This window comes from Hymenobacter siberiensis, from assembly GCF_018967845.1.
In the GTDB taxonomy this organism is placed as follows: Bacteria; Bacteroidota; Bacteroidia; order Cytophagales; family Hymenobacteraceae; genus Hymenobacter; species Hymenobacter siberiensis.
This window is the reverse complement of the sequence record NZ_JAHLZZ010000001.1, coordinates 3,628,751-3,645,414: the sequence shown is the minus strand read 5'-3', so window position 1 is coordinate 3,645,414 and position 16,664 is coordinate 3,628,751. Positions and strand designations below refer to the sequence as shown.

Here is a 16,664-nt window from a genome sequence, read left to right as displayed (position 1 = left end):
TGGTATCGGGTGCCCCTCCCTTTTATGCCATTGCTGTCGCGCGCTCAGGAAACGCTGTTTTTTCAAAATACGGCCGGCAAGGTTTTTTACCAGCCGTCAGGCTTTGTGCGTTTGGTGTGGGCCCCCGAGCGGGCGGTGCTGGAAGCCATCCAGACCTTCTACGAGCAGGTGATGACGCTGATGCTGCGCACGGCCACCCGCAAGATTCTCTCCGAACACGGCCAGCGGGCGCCCCTCTCCGGTGCGGCCCAGGAGTGGCTCACCGGGCACTGGATTCCGCGGGCCATCAACGAGGTGCGGGCTCAGTACTGCGCCATCGTGGAAGGGGCCGACCCCATGCACCGGCTCTCCACGCAGTCGGTGGTGAGCGGCGCCCCGGCGGGCCTGATTTTCCAACGCTTCTCCACGATGGGAGATGCTGAAAAATGGCTGCAAGAGGCCGAGATGAGTCGTTAAACAGCTGTGCAGAAGAGGGTTTGTTGAAGCAAAGCAAGGAGCAGGAGCAGTTATTCGTGCCGTTTGCACGGCTACTCAGGCCGCCTCAATCTCCGGTACCGTATCCCCTTTTTCGGCGGCTATCACGCTCTTTTTGGCGGGGTTGATTTTGCGGCCGCGCGGGGTTTCTTCATCACCCAGCACCATGCCCCAGGGCTTGAGCGGCCCGATGCGGTCGAACACGATTTTGAGGATGGCGATGACCGGCAGGGCCAGAAACATGCCCGCCACGCCGCCAATGGCATTGCCCACTAGCACGCCCACAATGGCCACCAGGGCATTTACCCGAATTTTGGACGCTACGATGCGCGGAATCAGGTAGTGGTTGTCGATGAACTGAATGAGCATATAGGCTCCCAGCACCGCCAGGGCGTGGCCGTAGCCATCGTTGGCCACAAAGGCCATGAGCATGGGCAGGGCAATGGCAATGAGCCCGCCGATGTAGGGAATGAAGTTGAGCAGCGCGCCCATCACGCCCAGCAGCAGGCCGTAGGGCACCCCAATAATGAGCAGGGCCGTAACGTTGAGCGCGGCCACGATGCTGCCCTCAATCAGCAGGCCCACCATGTAGCTCTGAATGGCGGTTTTGCTTTCGCGCAGCACTTCGCTCACGCTGGTATCGCGGCGCCGGCCCGAAAAGGCCTGCACCAGGAAATCGACCAGCCGCTTCTGGTACAGAAACAGCAGGAAAATATAGACTGGAATGAGGGTGAACGTAACGAGCAGGCCCGATACCGCCGAGAGCGTGCCGCCCAGCAGGCCCTGGGCCTTGGTGCCGGCCTCGCTCATCCAGCCCTGTAGCTTCTGGTCGCTCAGGCCCACGCGCGATTGCAGCCACTCGTGCACCTGGGTTGCGGTTTCGGTGAATTTCTTCTTGAACATCGGCATCTGGTCCGATAGCTGGGCGGCCTCCACGCTGATGAAATACACCAGCCCCAGCACCGCCGCCACGCCCAGTACCACCGTAAGCAGGATGGCCAGCAGCGGCGGCACCCGGTGGCGCAGCAGCCACTGCTCCACCGGATGCAGCATGATGGCAAAAATGGCCGCGAAAAAGAGCGGAAATATGATGTCGCTGGCAATGTGCAGCGTGAACACCAGCAGCGCCAGCCCCAGCAGGATGAGCGGAGCTTTCACGTAGAGCGGAAACCGGAGCTCGCGGGGTTGGGAGTCGGAGGGGGAAGGCATCGAAAGGGTAAAAAAAGAGCCGGCTGGGGCAACATGCCGGCCGGTTTGCCCGCTTACGTGCCCTTGGCCGCCACGTTGTCGGGTTTCGGTGGGGGGAGCGGAATTCCCGGCCAGTGCATTGGTTGTCATTCCAACGAAGGCGGAATCTGAGAAAATCCATTTGAACGGTTTTCCCCAGATTCCTCCTTCGTCAGCATGTCGACCCGGCCTACCGCCCGAAATCCTCCGTCACCTGCAGGAACATGGGCGAGGGTACCTCCGTGCTCTGGCCGGTGGGCGTGAGCAGGCCCGATTGCGGGTCAACGTGGTAGCTGAAAATGTTGTTGGAGTTCTGGTTGGCCACCAGCAGCAGACGGCCGCTGGGGTCGAGGGTGAAATTGCGGGGCGTTTTGCCCTGCGTGTCCACATCCTGGATGGGCACCAGCGTACCGTTGCTGGTATCGATGGCAAATACCGCGATGCTGTTGTGGCCCCGGTTAGAAGCATAGAGAAACAGCCCGTTACGCGAAACATGAATGTCGGCGCAGGAATTTTCGCCCGTGTAGCCGGCCGGCAGCGCCGACAGCGTCTGGAGCTCGCGGAAGCGCCCGGCGGCCGCGTCATACGCCAGCGCCGTCACGGTGGAGTTCAGCTCGTTGATGAGGTAGGCGTGCTTGCCATCGGGGTGAAAAACCAGGTGGCGCGGCCCCGCGCCGGGCTTGGCCACGAAAGCTGGCTCGGCCGCGCGGGTGAGCTGGGCCCTGGCGGGGTCGAAGCGGTAGCCGTACACCCGGTCGGTGCCCAGGTTTACGGCGAAGGCAAACGTATTGGCGGGGTCGGGGAGGAGGCAGTGGGCGTGCGGACTGGTTTGGTTCTTGTGCGGGCCGCTGCCGGTGTGCTGGTCCGTAGTGGGGGCACCCAGCTGGCCGTCGGCGGCCACGGGGAGCGCGCTCACGTTGCCGCTCACGTAGTTGGCCACCAGGGCTGTATGGCCGGTGTGGTCGAGGCTGATGTAGCAGGGCGCGGCCCCGTTGGAAGGCTGCTGGTTGAGCAGGGTCAGGTCGCCGGTGCGCGGGGCCACGGCAAAGGCACTCACGCCGCCGCCCGGCGCACCCCGAAACGTCTGGGTTTCGCTCACCGCGTACAGGAAGCGGTGGTTGGCCGAGAGGGTGAGGTAGGTGGGGCTGGCGCCGCCGTGCTGCGCGCTCACCTTGGTGAAAGCGCCGGTAGCGGCATCCACGCGGTACAGGAAAATGGTGCTTGCCTGCTCATTGCCCACGTTGGTGCCCACGTACAGCCAGTAGTCCTTGGCGATAGCGCTACTGCTCCCGGCCGGCCGCGCACAGCCCGCCAACAGCGTGATGGAAAGCAGCCCCAGCCCGCTCAGGAAGCGCATCCGGCCGCGAAATACAGGAAAATTAGTCATAGAGAAGTCAAAATATAAGGTGCAAAAATGCACAAAACCCGCCGTGCCCAGCGTTCCGGACGTAAAAAATCGGCTCCAACCACGAAAAAAACTGCTTCACTACCAAAAATAAAAGTCCAGCAGGTGGGCCCACCGCCGGAAGCGCCCCGTCGCCGCGCCTCATAAAATATTCACCTGACGCGCCTTAATCTTGCAGAAAAAGCACCGCCGGCCCATCATTCAACGCCGCTTATATCTGTTGCTAATCAGACTGTTGCCCAGTACCTCATCATGCCTTTTTTCACCCGCCTCCCCACCGATACCAACCTGATTGAAGCCCGCCAGTGGTTTCCGGGCCTGCAAGTGGCCGGGGTGGCCGATGAGGTCCCAGCCTTTGCGGGCAACGACAGCCTGCTGCCCATGTCGCCACACGCCTACCTCACCAGCCGCAAGGGCCGCATCACCGTGTTTGCGGGCGACTGGGTCATCACGGAGCCCACCGGCGACCAGCACATTTGCCAGGACCGCCTGTTCCGGATGAGCTATACCCCGGCCGAAAACAAGTTTGCCCGGTTGCCACTCCCTGGCCTTGCGCCCGGCGAATAAGCCCCGCCGCGCTAAAAAGCCCAATACCGTTGGCCCCGCCGTGCGCCGTGGTCCTACCTTTGCCGCATGGAGTTTCAGAAAAAGAAGTACACGTTTCGCGGCATGGATGGCTACGCTGGTTTCCGCAACGGCCAGGAATACGAGCTTGAACTAGGCCTGAGCCCCGCCGACGATGAGCGCCCGGCTGAAATCATTATCATCAACCCCGTTTCCCGCCTGTGGATGCATTGCAGCAAGCAGGAGTTCGCTGTGAGGTGGGATAAGGGGTAGGGGACAGACCTTCCAAGAATCACCCCGTTTCGTTACTGTTGCATCGGATAAGGCCTTCTTTCTGTTTGCAAGCGACTGGCAATCTTTTGTAAATAAAAATACCAGAAACAGGGCCGACACCAAGTGTCTAAGCTCCATTTCTGGCGTTATTTTATCGAATGTACCCGGAGCCGGGGTAGCGTCCAGCCTCAAAAACGAGACGCTAACCCTTTGATTGACTGCCGGTAATCTTCAAATAAATTTGGTGCTATTTCAAACAGGTGGCACACCAGGGCGCATAACCCACTGAACTGCCTTTTCAACCCTGCAATAGGGGTCAGGCTACTTCAGCCGCAGCTGCTCTTCTGGCCGCGTCGTTACCCGGTCCATCAGTTCCAGCAGCCGCCCGCGCACATCATGGGAGTCCCGCGCCATCACCTCCAGCAGCCCCGCCACCCGCTCAAAAGCTTCTTCCTTGTTAGCCGGTACCCGCGTGGTTAGGATGCCGCGTACCTCCCAGATTTCCCAGATAGTTTCGCGGGGAATAATGTGCGGCGAGAAGTACGCGTTATCCGACAGCAGCTCCACTTCCTGGTCTTCGTCCTGAATCGGCCGCGGAATGCGCTTCACCATCATGTTTTCCTCAGTCACCACCACGTACACGTGGCGGGGCTTTACCATGCGCCAGTTGTCCACGCAGCGCGCCACCACCACGTCGCTGGTCCACAGCGTCGGCTCCATGCTGGAGCCTTCCACCTCAAACGCCCGGTGCGACTTGCCCGAAAATTGCGGCATGGTTAACATCTCCAGGTCCATTTCGGTCAGCACCTCCGGCCGCTCCCGCGACAGCTGGTAGCCAGCCTGCGCCGGCGTGGGCACCAGCATAATACCTTCCTGGCCCGACTTGTCCAGCGTGATAACCGCGGGAGCATGAAGACCCCCGTACCGGTGCCCCTCCTTGTGCTCGGGTTGGCTTTTAGGCTTGGCCATGCCCGGTTTCGCGTCGGTTGGAATGTCTAGCATGGCACCCTTGCCCAGCAGCAGCCAGCCCGGGTTCACCTCCGGGTAATGCTCCAGCACCTCCACCAGCGTGTCGAAGCCGGGCTTGAACTTATGTCCAATAAAGTTGTAGAGTTTAGTGGGTCGGTCGTGTCCAAGTTTCTTTGCGGCACCGTAGACAGAGTCGCCATAATGCTCAATTATAGACGCCAAACGGTCACCAATTTGCTTTTGCTGTTCCATTTTGTTTTACTTGTCTGTTAAAACTTATTTGGCAGTTCAAACTTGTTGTCGTAAAATTGCCCTGTCTCGAAAACAAAGTTAAACAACCGGCAAACAAAATGGAACACATAGCAAAGAAAATTTCAGAGCAGCGCCATCTTTTTGGCAAGCGCAGCAACTACGCCGCTCGTATCCTGACAAACTTAGAATGTAAGGGTAAGGCTTTTACGCGCCAGCAGGTCTACAATGTCGTGTCCGGCCGCTACTTCAACATGGACGTGGCAGAAGCCTTTTTTGAGGAACTGGATGCCGAAGTAAAGCGCCGGGCCGACCTCGAAGCCCTGGCCAACCGCCAAAACCTCGCCGCTGCCGCCATCCCAACCCCCGCCTAAGCCATGCAAATCGCCCTGCTAGTTCCCGAACAGGAGTGGCGGCAGCTGCTGGCCGACGTGCAGCGCCTCAAATCCACCGAAGCCGATGTTGCCCGCGCCCCGCAAGCTCTGCCGCCCCCGCCCGACCGCATCCACACGGTGCGCGAAGCGGCCCACTACATGCGCCTAAAGCCCGAAGGTGTCCGCAACGCTCGCCGCGCCGGCCGCCTGGTCGGCCTGCGCCTCAACGAGAAGGAGTGGGGCTTCCGCCAGTCGGAGCTCGACCGCTACCTGTCCCGCTACAACCGCCGTCCGCTCGACGGCCTCCCGCCCACGGCGTCCCCGACCATGAAGGTCGCCGCCTAATCATTTTCTCCCATGTCCCAGCTACTCCCCCTGGTTGGCCCTGCCGGGCACGGTCCTGCCGAGGCCGAACCCAACCCCGCCGCGGCCACCCGCTCCATCATTGCTATTCAAAAGGTGAGGCTCAAAGACCAGCACCTCACCTGCGAATTCACCGAGCAGCGTACCGACGATGCCCCGCCCCGCACCTTCGCGCTCACCTGCGCCGAGCACGTCCATCCCGACCTTACCCACCGCCTCAGCCGCCTGGTGCCGCACCTGTGCCTGCTCGCCGAGCAGCTGACCGAAACGCCCGACTATTGGCCCGACGCGGCCGAAGAGCTGCCGGCACTGTTCGGGCAATTCACCGTCACCGGCTTCTCGATGGGCCGCCACCAAAGCGGTGTCACGCTCATCGGCCAGCGCGAGCTAACCGGTGGCCGGGTGCTCAACCTCACCACGCCTTACCAATCCTTCGACGACGAGCAGGGCAACTACCCCTACGCGCCCTTGCTCGAAACAGAGCTGCTGGAGGCCCTGGCAGAGGTCGAAGCCGCCCTCCGCGGCAAATGCACCGACTACCGCCAGCTCGACTTGTTCGAGCAGCCGGCCGCCGGACTCCGCCTGGCCCAGTAGCCCCCGTCTACCCCGCCATGAACTTTATCCGTCACATCCGAACGGCCTTTGCGCTGCTGGCTCGGCACCCCGACGCCACCCCGTACCACGTCAGCCTGTACGTGGCCCTGTTTAGCCGGTGGAACGAGGAGCGGTTCCCCGAGTCGGTGATGCTGGTGCGGGCCGAAGTCATGCGCGCCGCCCACATCGGCAGCGCCAGCACCTACCTTAAATGCCTGCGCGAACTCTCTGCCTACGGCCTCATCACCTACCTGCCTTCTCGGTCCGAACACCGCCCCAGCAGCTGCCTTATGCACGAGCTGCAACCCGCCCAGCTTGCACCAGAAGTGGACCAAGCACTGTACTCAAATGAGTTCACCGCTCGCACCACATCTAGTGCAAGTACTAGCCCCACAAGTGGTGCAAGCACTGGTGCAAGCCGTGGTCAAGCCGTAGTCTCTTTGTATAAACAGGTAGAAACAGTAGTAAACAAAAACAAACCCGTTCTATCAATCAAACTAGATGAGGCGGCAGCTGAAAAAAAAATAGGGGAGGAGCATTCCTCGGATGAGGAGCTTTTAGGGCAGGAAGACTCTGAACTACCCGCTCAGGAGCCACCCCCCAATGCAAAAGTTGCGCGAAAAGGAAAGGGCCCCACTCGACACCAGCGCCCGGAAATTCCCTTTGCCGAATCTGAGCTGGCCGACCTCTCGGCTTTCATGACCGCCTTCGCCGGCACCGACTACGTCTTGGCCGACCTGTGCTTCTACCACGAGAAAATCCTGAACTGGCGGCAGAAGGGCGAAGTCCCGCTGCGCCGCGACTGGCTCGCCACCTCCAAGCAATTCTTCCTCAACGATGCCGCCGACAACCGCCTTAAGCTCGCCCCCGGTACCCAGTCCCACCAGCTTGGCGCCGACTCCTACGCCAACACCGGAATCCCAACTACTGGCTACCGTTCAAGCCGCTACGACTAGCGCCCTGGCCCGCAGCAGCACCCCCGAGCTGCGCGCCATGCTGGCCGACATCAGCATCGGCCTCACTTCGGCCCAAGCCCTGGCCGCCCCCAAGCTCTTCCAGCTCACCCACCGCCTCGGCGAGCGCGAAGTCGTCAAGCTGCTCGTCGTCATCCTGCGCGCCTTCGTCGACTCGCTCCGCGTCAAGGAGAAGCCCGACGCCGCCGACCTCATCGAGCTGGCCGGCACCCTGGCCCAAACCTACACCCACGACAGCCTCAAGGACATCATCCTGGCCCTGAAGGAAGCCCGTACCCAGGGCACCAATTTCTTCCAGGCCCTCGACGTGAGCACCCTTTACCGCCTGCTCACCGAGTACTTCGACCGCAAGGCCCGCTACCTTGAACACCGCCACCTCGACCAGAAAGCCACCGGCGCCAGCACCGAAGCCACCGCCGTGCAGCTACTCGGCCAGGCCGCCCCCCGCATGCTCGAGCACGTGGCCCAGCAAATCCCCTCCGACCACCCGAACGCTGCGGCCCTCCGCCAGAAGCTCTCCATCACCAAGGCCCGCGAGACTCGTGGCCTCATCACCCCCGAGCAAGCCGCTGAGCAACGCGCCGAGGCCCGCCAAGCTACCCAGCGCAAGGAGCGCGCAGACTGGTAGCACATCCATCATTCACGTTGAAGCTGTTTAGAAAGTCGGGTTGGCCGTCATTTTTCGCATGAGTTGAGCCACTGAAACGGGGCTGATGAAACCGGCCCCCGTTTTGAGGCAAATTTCGGGGGTACCAGCGGGGAATTAGGAAGGAATTGAAGCCGTCAAAACAGTTATTGGCGGCTTTTTGCAAAAAGTAACTGCCAATCCGACTTTCTAAACAGCTTCGTTGTTTCACGGATAAAATAAAGCTTCCTTGATGCTCAATACGTTAGATTTTTCTTTTACTTGCCCGTGCGAGGAGCCTTATCTTAGCAGAAAAAAGGAACTGCCATGTTGGGGGAAAAGCTTATTTTTCAGGGTCATAACACGTTCTTGTGTCGCCACGGGTGGTTGAAGAAGGGGTACGATTTTATCGAAGGCGAAGGGGGATTCAATGACGCCGATGCCGTCGTTAAACTTGGAGTTGGTAAAAACATGGTGGACGCTGTCCGTTATTGGATGCGTGCATTTGGCTTGATGAATGAGGCTGACGAGTTGCTGCCTGTTGCTCATCAGTTGCTAGGGGCCAACGGCTACGACCCCTATATTGAAGACAATGCCACCCTGTGGTATTTGCACTACCTACTCGTAAAAACGGGCCGAGCTTCAGTATACCACCTCGTATTTAACGAGCTTCGCAAGGAAGGCTTTTCCTTTAGTAGAGCGCAACTACAGCAATTCATAAATCGGCGTGCGATTGAGCTAGGTGCCAAATCGGCAGTAAATGCCACCACGTTGGATGCTGACTTAACCGTTTTGATTCGCAGCTATGCGCCTTCGGGCAAAGAGAAGGATAAATTCGACATTGAAGAAGAGTCGGCTGGCCTGCTACAAGACCTAGGATTGCTCATCGTTACCAAGACGGATGGTATTCGTTACTACATTGAGAACCTAGAGCGCCGAGAAATTCCGTGGCAGGTTGTTCTCCAGGTTATTTTAGAAAACGAGCATTTTGGTGAAGTAATCAGCTTCAACGATTTGGAGGTAGCACCTGATTCCCCGGGTTTGTTATTCGCTTTGAACGAGAAGGGAATATTTAATAAAATCGAGGAAATGCGGGAGCATTTGCCTGGTGCTATTATCTATTCTAGCACCGCTGGCAACCGTGTACTTACCATTAAGAAAGAATTAATCAACCTCGATGAGGTGATGCAGCAATACTATGGCCACCTCGTTTAGCCCATCCGTCAATATTGTGCGCGATGCGTCGCAGCAACTATTATACATACCCACGCAAAATGCACAGACGATTTATGGGCAAATAGTTGATAACTATCTGTCTGGCATTCATTGCTTCAACATTGTCGGTGCCTATGGTACAGGTAAATCTGCTTTTCTATGGGCATTTCAGCAGACACTAAATAAGCAAAAGGAATACTTTCACACTGAGGTTGGCTTCAAAAACGTCAAGGCATTTCGATTTCTGCATTTTGTAGGGCAATACGCTTCTTTGAAGCAAACTCTTGCGCAACATTTCTTGGGTGAGGCGGCAGTTGATGTTTCCTCAAAAGAGGTTATTGAAGCCATAGTTCAAGAATACCGGCCGCTGGCAAAAAAGCAGTTTGCGCTTGTGCTGGTAGTTGATGAATTTGGCAAGTTCCTGGAATATGCTGCCAAGGAAAATCCGGAAGAAGAACTCTACTTCATTCAGGAACTGGCAGAGTATATCAACGATGCCAGCAAGGATATTCTATTGCTGACCACTGTTCACCAGGACGTGAGCTCATATTCTGTCGGTTTAACCCGTACGCAGCGGCAGGAGTGGGAAAAGGTGAAGGGCCGGTTGAAGGAGCTGACTTTCAACGAACCCGTGGAGCAACTGCTTCACCTCGTGGCACAGCAACTAACCGAAGGAAATAAATTCGCCTCTATCCCGGCCGTGAACCAACAACTGTTCGCAGCCATAGAAGCAGCCCACGTTTTCCCATTGCGCGATTACGGTACTGCCGACATGCAGCAGCAATTGTGGCCAATGGACTTGCTCTCGGCCGGCGTACTGGTCCAATCGCTGCAGCGCTACGGGCAAAACGAGAGGTCACTTTTTTCCTTCCTGTGCTCCAACGATTACCTCGGTATTGAGCAGCATACAGGCCAGGGCACGTATTACAGCGTCAGCCAAGTCTACGACTACCTGAGCTACCATTTCTATTCGCTGCTAACCTCTCGTTACAATCCCAACTTCTTTCAATGGGGCATTCTAAAAAGTACCCTCGAACAGTTAGAGAAATACTTCGATAACGAAGCAGAATTGAATGCAGCTCGGCAACTAGTTAAAACCATAGGGTTGCTCTCCATCTTCGCGCCAGCTGGAGCTGAAATTAGTCCTGAGTTTTTGGAAACCTATGCTCAGCTGAGCCTCGGACTTCCCACAGCTAAAACGGCTTTGCAAACCCTGCAGCAGCACAAGCTAATTCGGTTTCAGCCCCACAAAAACAGCTTCATTCTGTTCGAAGGCACCGATTTAGATATCGAACTGGCTATTGACGAAGCGGGCAGCCTCGTAGAGCAGGTAACAGACGTAGCCACGCGTCTACGCGAGTTTTTCAGCTTTCCTTATATCGCGGCAAAGCAAGCTTCTTACGAAGTAGGCACACCGCGGGTATTCGAGGTCCGCATGACTGACGATGTGTTACTGGAGGAGCCCGAAGCTGAAATAGATGGTTTTGTAAATCTGATTTTTTCGGATACTATTTCGCTCGATAAACTGCACCAAACCGTGGGCGACCGCCACAATGCGGTTCTATATGGCATCTACCGCAAGTCGGGTGAAATCAAGCGGCTCATTCGGGAGATTGATAAAATCCGGAAGGTGCGCAAGGAGAATGTAAACGATAAAGTAGCTGTGCGCGAACTTGACGGTATCTATGACCACCAAGTAGCGCTACTCAATCACTATGTGCTGGATAGCTTGTACGAAGCTGACGGCAACATCACCTGGTATTTTAACGGCGCCGCCGAGGTTACATTCAACAATCGCCGGTCGTTCAACCGCTGCTTGTCAGCTATTGCTCGTGAGGTGTACGCTGCAACTCCAACCTATCGGAGTGAGTTGGCGAACCGCACCAAGCTTACTACGCCCATTGTTACGGCGCGTAAAAGCTTTATCCGGGCGCTGTTCGATAAGTGGCAATATCCAGACCTGGACTTCCCGGCCAAAAACTTCCCGCCCGAGAAAACTATCTACTTGTCCCTGTTGCAGGATACCGGCATACACCGTCGTTTCAACGGCGAATATGCCTTGATGCCGCCCACCGCGCCTACGTTTCAACTACTATGGGCGGCGTGCGACAACTTTCTGCAACAATCGCAGACGGGCAAGCTGAAGATTTCAGAGCTGATGAATCTGCTGTTGAGCAAGCCATTTAAGCTGAAGCAGGGCCTGATTGATTTTTGGGTACCCGTGTTTCTGTTCATTAGGCGGCATGAGTTTGCGCTTTATGGTGAGCAGGGTAAATACATTCCCGACCTGAACGCCGATGTGGTGGACCTGTTCACCAAAAGCCCCGGCCTGTACACAATAAAAGCGTTTGAGCTGCTGCCCGAAAAACTAGCGCTGTTCAATGAGTACCGCGACCTATTGCAGCTTGGAGCAACCGAGCGGCTTTCCAATAAGTCCTTTATTGAGTCCATCAAGCCATTCTTGACCTTCTACCGGCAGCTACCGGATTACGCACAACGCACCCGCAATCTGCCCGCTGCAGCACTCCGCCTGCGCGAAGGCATTGCCACAGCCAAAGACCCCCAGGCTGCGTTTTTTGAAACCTTCCCTGGTGCCCTAGGCTTCAATTTGCTCGAACTGCAGGGTGACACGGCAACGCGGGAACGGTATGTTCAAACGCTGCAACATAATATGAGTCTTATTCGGCAGGCCTATTCGGCTCTGCTGCTGCGTATGGAGCAAGCAATCAGCAGCCATATCTTGGGCCGAGCAGCCGATTTTGAACAATACCAACAGGCACTGCAAGAGCGGTTCCGAAGCCTTGAGCCTCACCAGTTGCCGAAGGAGCTTGTAGTATTTCGGGAGCGCATCATGTCAAAGCTAGACGACCGCGAAGCCTGGCTGAACTCCATGGCCAATGCAATGCTGAGTAAGAGCCTAAAAGACTTCGACGACAACGACGAGCGGATTTTCCAGGACCGGTTTCAGCAGCGCATTCACGAGTTGGACAACTTATGCGAACTGACCAAAACTGTCATCGACCCCGAAGCCGAAGACATCCTACGTGTGGGCATTTCAACGTTTGGCACCAAAGAGCGGGCCCGAGTCATTCGCCGTCCCAAGCAAGCCAGTGCCGCTGAAACAGGGTTGGCAAACGAAATTCGCAACTTGCTCGGCGACGACAAACCACGTAGCTTGTCTATCTTGGCTCGTCTACTACAGGAATACCTCTAAACTACCATGCAGAATAAGCCTCTCCGGCACGTAATGGGCATTTCTGGCGGCAAAGACAGCGCTGCCTTGGCCATCTATCTGCGCGACAAGCACCCTGAGCTTGACATTGAATACTATTTTTCCGATACAGGCAAGGAGCTGGATGAGACCTACGAGCTTATCAGCAACCTGGAAAACTATCTAGGCAAAACGATTACCCGTCTGGAAGCAGCCCCTGATAGTCCCGAAGATTCCTTCGACCATTTCGTAAAGGTGTACGGCGGCTACCTACCCTCATCTAGCGCCCGGTGGTGTACCAAAAAGCTAAAGCTGGAACCCTTCGAGCAGTTTGTGGGCAACGACCCAGTAGTATCCTACGTGGGCATTCGGGGCGACGAGGACCGCGAAGGTTACATCTCGCGCAAGCCCAACATTCAATCCATCTTCCCCTTCCGGCGCAACATCTGGAGCGAAGACGTGATACAGAAGGTGCTGCAAGCTGATGCCCTACCCCGCCTCCGCAGCCTTTACAGGGAATTGAGCGACCCAACCCAGCACGCACGCCTGCTGCCGCTAGTAGATGCCCCGTTGTCACGCGGTTTCAGTCAGACGCAAAAGCTCAACGCGCTACTCGATGCCGATGTGCGGCTGTTCAACCGCGTTGTATTTGCCTTCCTGCGCGATACAGCCTACCCATTGGCGCAAGCTGCCGAATTCTCACTGCTCGAAAACGACGAGAACCTAGTGCGAGCCGATATTTTCCATCTGCTGCGCAAAAGTGGGGTGGGCGTGCCGGCCTATTATGAAAAGATAACCTTTGAAGTAGATGGGCAGAAGGGCGAATACGCCCGCAGCCGTTCCGGCTGTTTCTTCTGCTTCTTCCAGCAAAAAATCGAATGGGTATGGCTCTATGAGCAACATCCTAAGAAATTTGCCCTTGCCCAAGCCTACGAAAAGGACGGCTACACTTGGATGGAAGAGTCGCTGAATGACCTCATCAAGCCTGAGCGCATCCGTCGCATAAAGCTGGACGCTTTAGCAAAACAACAGAAAAGCAGTTTCTCAACCAGCGCTTACCTACTTGATGTCCTTGATGATGAGGAAGAGGTTGGGTGTGCTTCGTGTTTTATTTAAAAAAGCATCATGGATTTTAATGTTGAATCTTGGCCAATAGAGAAACTTCTTGCTCTGTATAAAGAGAAGAAACTCAATCTTAATCCCCCATATCAACGCAATCCAATTTGGAGTAAAGGTGCGCAGAAATCATTGATTGAGTCAATAAAATCTAATGCCCCACTACCAACATTTTTTCTCTTGAAAAAAGGTAAAGAGAATTATGAAATGGTTGATGGTCAACAAAGGACTAGAGCGCTAATACTTTATAATAACACTAATGAGCTTGATGAAAAAGGCTCACTTGAACCTTTTAAGAGCACGGGTTTCCCGAAATACCCCTTAAACATCACAATAATCACGAGTCTCAGTAGTGGTGAACATATTGAAGACTACTATGCAAAAATCAATTCCTCAGGCCTGGCTTTGAATCGACCAGAGACATTCAAGGCTAGATACTTCAATACTAAATTCCTGGAACTAGTCGAAGGAATTGTTAAGCGCAATGATTTTGCGCTTCTTAAGCTGGTTCCAGAGAATTCTAAAAAGAGAATGCTTGACCGTGATTTAGTTGAAGAATTAGTTGCTTTGACAATACATAATATCACCGACAAAAAAGAGCAAGTCGAAAAGATGTATGAGTCAGACTTGTCAAAAGCTGAGATAGATAAAGCAACAACTTTATTTAATAAGGCAATGGATGTTGTCACTGAGTTTAATAAAATTAAACCAATATCTACTACCCGATATCGTCAGAGGAATGATTTCTACACCCTATTCGGTTTTATAACAGCGCACACAAATTATGATAATGCAACCTTTAAGCATTTTTACAATATTCTACTTGCAGTAGAGCTTGGTATTAAGCCTGATAGAACAGGCTGCCCCCCTCTTTATGAGTATGCGCTCAATTGTATTACTCAATCCAACTCTTCAGTTGCAAGAGAAAGAAGACTAAATAGACTTGTTGCGAAGTGAGTGAAGTGCGGAATTTTCGACAAACTGTACTTAAATTTAGAACATGAACTTTTCCGTAAAAAACCTCACTACTTCGCGTAAATGGCGTGCTGCCACGGGACTCACGGCGGAGCGTTTTGCGCAGCTTTTGGCGCATTTTAAGCAGGCGTATTTTCGGTTAAATGGAACAGATATGATTGAACGTGGGGCTTTTGCGCCGTATGAAGTAGCCCTTAAAACAGAAGAAGAATTACTGCTTTTCACCCTATTCAGCTTCAAAGCAAACTTGACGTATGATTTGTTGGGATTGGTCAGTGGGATGGACGGTTCCAACGCGAAACGCAACCAGGAATTAGGCATTACGGTGCTCCAAGAAGCGCTGGAGCAAACCGGGCATGCGCCAAAGCGGGAATTTGCGACAGTGGCCGAATTTGAAGCCTATTTTCAGGAACACGAGACGTTATTGGTCGATGGAACAGAGCAACGCAAGCAACGACCAGGAAATAAAGAGATGCAAAAAGACTACTATAGCGGTAAAAAAAAATACACGCCGTAAAAGAGATAGTTATTTCAACGACCATTCGCTGGATTGGTTTTATCAGCCGTTGTTACGGCGGAAGACACCACGACTACAGTGTGCTAAAAAGCATTTTACCAGTTGATAAAGAGTGGTTTAAAAAGTTCAAGGTGCGGTTGGACCTGGGGTTTTTGGGCTTCGCGAAAGACTACGTTTGCCGGAAAGTTTTTATTCCTATCAAAAAGCCGAAAGGGAAAGAACTCACCGATGAACAACGAGAAATAAATACAAAACAAGCAAGTGAACGAATTACCGTAGAGCATAGCATTGGCGGATTGAAACGTTATCGAATTTTGGAAGACCGATTACGTTTGCATAATTTGAACCTGTACAATGACGTGCTGGGAGTGTGTGCGGGCTTGTGGAATTTCAGCTTAAATCTGTGATTAATAGCTCGCAACAAGTCTAATATTATGCAAGGATTATTTGGAGACAATAATCCCAAGAAATTGTCAACTATACAATCTACTGTTGCGAAATACTATTCAGTGCCCAAAAGTGGATTAGAGGTCATAAATAACAACTTGACATTTACTCCATCAACACTCTCGTCAGCAGTAGTCGCTAAAGAAAAACCTTCCTTAGTTTCGCAAGCTGCAATATGAGGATTGGTGACAAAGGAAGCCCGACACTTTCACCAGGGGTAGATGATAATTTCGTTGACTTCTTGGATGAAAGATTTTTTGTTAGTTATCTATCTGGAGATAAAGCAGCCGAAGGGGGCAATGGGCTGGTATTTCAAATAAATAATCAAAATGGGGATGTGTATGCGCTAAAATTATCCAAAACTTCTCGTCAAGCTGCTTCGAGGGATGAAGAGAAAGAAAAAAGGTTAGCAAGATTTAACAGGGAAATTTCAGCGCTTAACGCCATTAAGTATGATTACAATGAAAATGTTGTAGGCCTTATTGGAACAGGCAATATAGTAATAGGCCGAAATACGTATGACTTTTTTGTGATGGAAAAGTGTGATTACTCTTTGAGCTCATACTTAAAATCGCAACCAGATTTAGCTCCATCGCAAAGAATAGCATTATTTTCAAAAATCCTTAATGGGATTAAATACCTTCATAGATACGGGATATATCATCGTGATATAAAGAGTGACAATATCTTAGTTCAGGATGATGAGCCTAAAATATGCGATTTAGGGCTATCCACCTTTAGAAATGATGACTTAGACCTAGATGATGTAGGTGAAAGGATTGGACCGACTGGATGGTTTTCTCCCGAAGCAACAAACAAATTTTTGGTTGAAACCACACTTAATCCTTTTAATCTTAATTGCGTAATTGGCGCAAAATCAGATGTTTTCCAACTCGGAAAATTATTCTGGTATATAATGCAAGGTAACCTTCCTTTGGGTCAAATTGCTAAATCTGACTTTGTCGCTTCGACTAACCCTTTGTTATATTCAATAATACGAAAGTGTTTGTTACATTCTAGTCAAAGGAGACCATCTGTAGATAAAGCTATTAAACTTATGGAAGATTTATTCTTTGAGTTTGGCTTGTAAAC

The 16,664-nt window shown here is 53.5% G+C and carries 18 protein-coding genes; 15 read left to right on the top strand and 3 right to left on the bottom strand.

What is annotated here, in order from left to right:
* Positions 1-24: 24 nt before the first annotated feature.
* Positions 25-456, top strand: a complete 432-nt coding sequence (locus tag KQ661_RS15970) for a hypothetical protein (RefSeq protein ID WP_216726443.1) — start codon at positions 25-27, stop codon at positions 454-456.
* A 75-nt stretch (positions 457-531) separates the two neighbouring features.
* Here the strand turns inward: KQ661_RS15970 and KQ661_RS15965 are convergent, their stop codons facing one another.
* On the bottom strand, positions 532-1,683 hold the full coding sequence (locus KQ661_RS15965; protein ID WP_216726442.1) for an AI-2E family transporter: 1,152 nt from the start codon (positions 1,681-1,683) through the stop codon (positions 532-534).
* Between the two features lie 208 nt (positions 1,684-1,891).
* On the bottom strand, positions 1,892-3,088 hold the full coding sequence (locus tag KQ661_RS15960) for a lactonase family protein (protein ID WP_216727479.1): 1,197 nt from the start codon (positions 3,086-3,088) through the stop codon (positions 1,892-1,894).
* A 270-nt stretch (positions 3,089-3,358) separates the two neighbouring features.
* On the opposite strand from KQ661_RS15960, the gene KQ661_RS15955 reads away from it, so the two are divergent.
* Positions 3,359-3,673 (top strand): hypothetical protein, encoded by a 315-nt coding sequence (locus KQ661_RS15955; protein ID WP_216727478.1) that lies wholly within the window; start codon positions 3,359-3,361, stop codon positions 3,671-3,673.
* A 66-nt stretch (positions 3,674-3,739) separates the two neighbouring features.
* Positions 3,740-3,943 (top strand): hypothetical protein, encoded by a 204-nt coding sequence (locus KQ661_RS15950; RefSeq protein WP_168674057.1) that lies wholly within the window; start codon positions 3,740-3,742, stop codon positions 3,941-3,943.
* A gap of 321 nt (positions 3,944-4,264) precedes the next feature.
* Here KQ661_RS15950 and KQ661_RS15945 read toward each other — a convergent pair whose 3' ends face one another.
* Positions 4,265-5,134, bottom strand: a complete 870-nt coding sequence (locus tag KQ661_RS15945) for a S24 family peptidase (RefSeq protein WP_216726439.1) — start codon at positions 5,132-5,134, stop codon at positions 4,265-4,267.
* 128 nt (positions 5,135-5,262) lie between these two features.
* On the opposite strand from KQ661_RS15945, the gene KQ661_RS15940 reads away from it, so the two are divergent.
* The 12 genes from KQ661_RS15940 to KQ661_RS15885 all read left to right on the top strand — a co-directional run bounded on the left by KQ661_RS15940 (position 5,263) and on the right by KQ661_RS15885 (position 16,662).
* On the top strand, positions 5,263-5,535 hold the full coding sequence (locus KQ661_RS15940) for a hypothetical protein (protein ID WP_216726438.1): 273 nt from the start codon (positions 5,263-5,265) through the stop codon (positions 5,533-5,535).
* Positions 5,536-5,538: 3 nt separating this feature from the next.
* A complete protein-coding gene (locus KQ661_RS15935) occupies positions 5,539-5,880 on the top strand; it encodes a helix-turn-helix domain-containing protein (RefSeq protein WP_216726437.1) in 342 nt (113 codons plus the stop codon).
* A 12-nt stretch (positions 5,881-5,892) separates the two neighbouring features.
* Positions 5,893-6,492 (top strand): hypothetical protein, encoded by a 600-nt coding sequence (locus KQ661_RS15930; protein WP_216726436.1) that lies wholly within the window; start codon positions 5,893-5,895, stop codon positions 6,490-6,492.
* A 17-nt stretch (positions 6,493-6,509) separates the two neighbouring features.
* The gene (locus KQ661_RS15925) at positions 6,510-7,448 is read left to right on the top strand and encodes a hypothetical protein (protein WP_216726435.1); all 939 of its coding nucleotides are present in this window, start codon (positions 6,510-6,512) and stop codon (positions 7,446-7,448) included.
* Positions 7,381-8,094, top strand: a complete 714-nt coding sequence (locus KQ661_RS15920) for a hypothetical protein (RefSeq protein WP_216726434.1) — start codon at positions 7,381-7,383, stop codon at positions 8,092-8,094. The genes KQ661_RS15925 and KQ661_RS15920 overlap by 68 nt, the downstream gene beginning before the upstream one ends.
* A 324-nt stretch (positions 8,095-8,418) precedes the next feature.
* A complete protein-coding gene (locus tag KQ661_RS15915) occupies positions 8,419-9,306 on the top strand; it encodes a DUF4007 family protein (protein WP_216726433.1) in 888 nt (295 codons plus the stop codon).
* On the top strand, positions 9,290-12,520 hold the full coding sequence (locus KQ661_RS15910) for a hypothetical protein (RefSeq protein WP_216726432.1): 3,231 nt from the start codon (positions 9,290-9,292) through the stop codon (positions 12,518-12,520). The genes KQ661_RS15915 and KQ661_RS15910 overlap by 17 nt, the downstream gene beginning before the upstream one ends.
* A 33-nt stretch (positions 12,521-12,553) precedes the next feature.
* Positions 12,554-13,633: a phosphoadenosine phosphosulfate reductase family protein gene (locus KQ661_RS15905; RefSeq protein WP_235726993.1), complete on the top strand. Its 1,080-nt coding sequence runs from the start codon at positions 12,554-12,556 to the stop codon at positions 13,631-13,633.
* A gap of 9 nt (positions 13,634-13,642) precedes the next feature.
* A complete protein-coding gene (locus tag KQ661_RS15900; RefSeq protein ID WP_216727477.1) occupies positions 13,643-14,590 on the top strand; it encodes a DUF262 domain-containing protein in 948 nt (315 codons plus the stop codon).
* Positions 14,591-14,633: 43 nt separating this feature from the next.
* Positions 14,634-15,125: a transposase family protein gene (locus KQ661_RS15895; RefSeq protein ID WP_216686216.1), complete on the top strand. Its 492-nt coding sequence runs from the start codon at positions 14,634-14,636 to the stop codon at positions 15,123-15,125.
* A complete protein-coding gene (locus KQ661_RS15890) occupies positions 15,113-15,532 on the top strand; it encodes a transposase family protein (RefSeq protein WP_216680677.1) in 420 nt (139 codons plus the stop codon). The genes KQ661_RS15895 and KQ661_RS15890 overlap by 13 nt, the downstream gene beginning before the upstream one ends.
* Before the next feature lie 215 nt (positions 15,533-15,747).
* A complete protein-coding gene (locus tag KQ661_RS15885; RefSeq protein WP_216726429.1) occupies positions 15,748-16,662 on the top strand; it encodes a protein kinase family protein in 915 nt (304 codons plus the stop codon).
* Positions 16,663-16,664: the final 2 nt, after the last annotated feature.